The sequence below is a fragment of the Paenibacillus sp. FW126-R14 genome, from assembly GCF_058789495.1.
Window position 1 is genome coordinate 1 of record NZ_JBYTBS010000123.1, and the last position, 3672, is coordinate 3672.

Annotated in this window: 5 protein-coding genes and 1 rRNA gene; 2 read left to right on the forward strand and 4 right to left on the reverse strand. The window is 41.0% G+C overall.

Annotation, left to right across the window (positions count from 1 at the left end; genetic code table 11):
- From AC3WRW_RS32885 to AC3WRW_RS32895, 3 genes are all read right to left on the reverse strand, one after another.
- Positions 1-66: ribosomal RNA gene (locus tag AC3WRW_RS32885) — 16S ribosomal RNA — on the reverse strand; the annotation flags it as partial.
- A 297-nt stretch (positions 67-363) separates the two neighbouring features.
- Positions 364-594 (reverse strand): hypothetical protein, encoded by a 231-nt coding sequence (locus AC3WRW_RS32890; protein ID WP_090826664.1) that lies wholly within the window; start codon positions 592-594, stop codon positions 364-366.
- Between the two features lie 153 nt (positions 595-747).
- Positions 748-1359, reverse strand: coding sequence for a stage II sporulation protein M (locus AC3WRW_RS32895; protein ID WP_171683397.1), 612 nt, complete (start codon positions 1357-1359; stop codon positions 748-750).
- Between the two features lie 112 nt (positions 1360-1471).
- Between AC3WRW_RS32895 and pdaB the strand changes: the two genes are divergently transcribed.
- Entirely contained in the window at positions 1472-2254 is a 783-nt protein-coding gene (pdaB, locus tag AC3WRW_RS32900; RefSeq protein WP_492550420.1) for a polysaccharide deacetylase family sporulation protein PdaB, read from the forward strand.
- A gap of 26 nt (positions 2255-2280) precedes the next feature.
- On the opposite strand, the gene AC3WRW_RS32905 is transcribed toward pdaB, so the two are convergent.
- Entirely contained in the window at positions 2281-2877 is a 597-nt protein-coding gene (locus AC3WRW_RS32905) for a KinB-signaling pathway activation protein (RefSeq protein ID WP_492550421.1), read from the reverse strand.
- A gap of 134 nt (positions 2878-3011) precedes the next feature.
- Between AC3WRW_RS32905 and gerD the strand changes: the two genes are divergently transcribed.
- Positions 3012-3672: spore germination lipoprotein GerD (gerD, locus tag AC3WRW_RS32910; RefSeq protein ID WP_492550422.1), on the forward strand; the 661-nt coding region annotated here is incomplete at its 3' end.

Genomic DNA, 3672 nt, shown 5'->3' on the forward strand with positions numbered 1-3672 from the left:
CTCGACTTGCATGTATTAGGCACGCCGCCAGCGTTCGTCCTGAGCCAGGATCAAACTCTCCATAAAAGAAAAGCTGATTGTACTCATTGACTTGCTAGCGAGATTTTGCAATCTCATTTATAGTCGATTACTCGACTGTGCTTACTTACTCGTTGTTCAGTTTTCAAAGATCAATGCTTTTCTACTTCATCGCCATCTGTTTAGCGGCGACTTTTTTAATATACCACATCGGCCCAAAACATTGCAAGTATTTTTTTCGAAAACTTTTTGGGAGTTTATCTCTGAATGACTTGCTTGTCCTTATTTCAAAGGGGCGAGTTATAAAATACCACATAAGAAGAGGGTAAGTCAAGAACATACCCCCTATTTTTTTTGAGCTTGGTAATTGCGGTTTCTGGCATATTTCGAAATCTCTTTGGGAGTCGCTAAGCGAGCATACATCCTGAAAATAACTTTATATCTGGATTCTATGGCTCCTTTAATCTCTTGGTCAATTCTTTTGTCATTCAAATCGAACAGCATTTCATCCAGCTCTTTGCGCAGCACATAATCTAATTCTCTGCACTCCCGATCATTGAACAAAAATCCGAGCATACATCCATCCAAACCCCTCTCGACTGTGGAGATTAATGGCACTAACAGTAGAATTGAAAGAAGCGGCCAACTACAAAGTTGCGTCTGCCGCTCTACTGCTTTACTGTTATGCTCAGTTTTTGCCATTTTTATGACAACGTCTTTGAAATTTTTTTACAAATGAACCAGCCAATAGGTGAGGGTACTTTCAATGATTGCCGCTAACAGTAAGAGAACGACGATTACCGGTATAAGAGGCTTTGTTAAACGGAGCGTTCTGAACAACTCGGAAGAAGCCGTTCTTTTTTCGGCAGGCACAAGCAGCTGCGCAGCGCTTTTCCAAACCAACATACCTAATTTAAGCCCATATGCACAGGCCAGTAAAATAACCGGTATTTCGATAATGCCATGCGGAAGAATGCCTTTGAGCACAATAGACAATGTACTTTCATGCGTTTGTAAAGAGAGAACATAGCCAAGTATCATGCCATTTGCAACTAACATAAAGAGCGGCAGCACGCCAAAGAACAACCCCAGAAAAATGATACCCACAGATTTCACCGCATTATTGAGAAAAATAATAAAGAAAAACCATAGCTGCGGATTCTCTTTATTGCTAAGCGACTGACTTATGGACTTAAGTCCTTGCAGCTGCCCTTCTAAAAAATGTGAAAACTGATCGGAATTCGCCCAGCCCAAATAAAAACTAACGCCAAAAACTAAAACAACAACGATGAAATAATGTTTCATTTCTTTGAAATGCTGGAATAACGGTTTGAATGTCATTTGGTTTTCCTCCAATTTCGGAAGCATAAGTATTGTGTACGAGCATACATTATTTATCAAAGAGTATACAAGCCTTACCTGTTTGTGAGGCATAAGGAGGTACTAGCTGTACATGAACTATTTTTTTGTACTAAACGCCAAGAAATTTAAGCAATATGTATTCATTGCTCTTGCCATTGTATTTGCAGCAGCTATTGTCTATTCCGAGCAAAGCAATGTATCCGTCTTTTCCAATGCAGAGCCTTCAGCGATTTATAGCGTACAGACAGAGAAAAAGGTCATCGCGCTAACTTTCGATATTTCTTGGGGAGATAAGCGGGCGGAACCGATCCTGAAGATTCTTAAAGATAAGGGCGTAAAGAATGCAACTTTTTTCCTCTCCTCGCCATGGAGCAAGTCTCATCCTGAGATTGTAGAGCAAATCAAGAAAGATGGCTTTGAAATTGGCAGCCACGGCAATAAACACGATAATTACAGCACGCTTAGCGATGAAGAAATACGCAAACAAATCACGACCGCGCATGGGATATTGACTGAATTGATCGGGAAAGAGCCTAATCTTATCCGTCTGCCCAATGGCGATTTCGACAAACGCGTGCTGCGAATTGCCAATGATTTAGGCTACTCCGTTATTCAATGGGATACAGATTCGCAGGATTGGCTCAACAAAGGCGTTGATACCATTATTAACCGAGTGATGACGAAAGCACATCCCGGAGATATTGTCTTGTTGCATGCCAGCGATTCTTCCCAACAAACGCATGAAGCCCTACCCGTTATTATTGATCAATTGAGATCCAAAGGGTACGAATTCGTCACAGTGAGCGAGCTGATTAAACAAACCGAAGTGGAAACTGCCCCTGTCGAAGACCGCGCAATGAAGCAGTTCAATTAATATCTACTAAAAAAGAGCTAATCGAATTAGCTCTTTTTGTTATCCAATATTTTATGTAAAATCAAAATTTGCCATGCATTGCAAACCAGCAGCGGAGCTAACATAAATAAACTTGAAGCGGCATTATCCAGCTTTAATGCAGGTACGGCTTCCAACACGGATACAGCACTCATAAAAAACAATGTTGGGATAAAGGCATTGCGATTCGTCATTTTAACTTTCCAATAAGCAACCCCTATAGAAATGATCAGAATGAGCAGCGGCAGGACAGAATAACTAAGTACGGAGCCCTCTCCCTCAAAATTCGTCATTCTAAGATATACAAGGTCAATCAGCACGACAATCACAATCGTTAATTGCAAAAGATCCCAAACTGTCTTGGATTTAATAATGCCGGCCGCTATAAATCTGACAATCAGATAGGCGAAAAAGCCCATTTGACTTAATACGCTAATCGTCGCTCCCCCGAGCAGCATATTTACAACATTAAAACCAACTGCAGACAAACCCATGACAGAAAATTCTTTATCGGAAAATTGTAAAATGAGCCCAATCCCTATAGATACAACCATCCCTAATAGTAATGTTGTCCAAAATAAATGAAACCATTTGCGCAGCGTCACGTGCATTCCCTCCATCATTCACTCTAATAGCTAATTGTACAACGATTGAGATAAAAAGCCAATGATTTGACCTTATATTCTGCCCCTAACCACGCATACTAACGTTACTAAGCTAGGGAAGGGAGCATGTTCTCATGATAATAAGAAGGTTAAGCCCGATGATGTTTCTGCCGCTCATTACGCTCGCTTTACTTCTTTCTTCGTGCGGTTCTGATAAATCATCACAAGGTCAATCACAAGCCAATACGTATAAAGAACAAAAGACGATGATTCTTGATATTTTAAAGTCGGAAGATGGCAAAAAAGCGATCAGTGCGGCCAATCGCAGCATCATGAATGGCGATGTGGGGGCGGCCGGGGCAGCCGGACAATCACAGATTAAATTGCTATCGGCCAATGAATCCTTGCAACTGCAAATGGCTGTTAAAGACGTTCTAACAGCAAAAGAAAACAATCAGTTTCTCACGGAAATGATGAAAGATCCTAAATTTGCCGGTGACTTTGCGAAAGCTATTCAAAAAGAGACTAAACAAATGTACAAGGAACTTTTAAAAGATCCGGAATATCAGAAATCACTCGTTGATGTGATGAAAAACCCTGATTACGAAAAGATGGTTTTGGATGTCATGAAAACAGCACCTTATCGTCAGCAAATGCAGACGGTTATGGAGGACTCGATACAAAGCCCTCTATTCCGGGCCCATATGGTTGATCTTCTTAAATCCGCTATTGCTCAACAAAGCAAGTCAGATCAAATGCCTTCGGCGAAAAGCGCCCAGAAGAAAGATAGCAGTG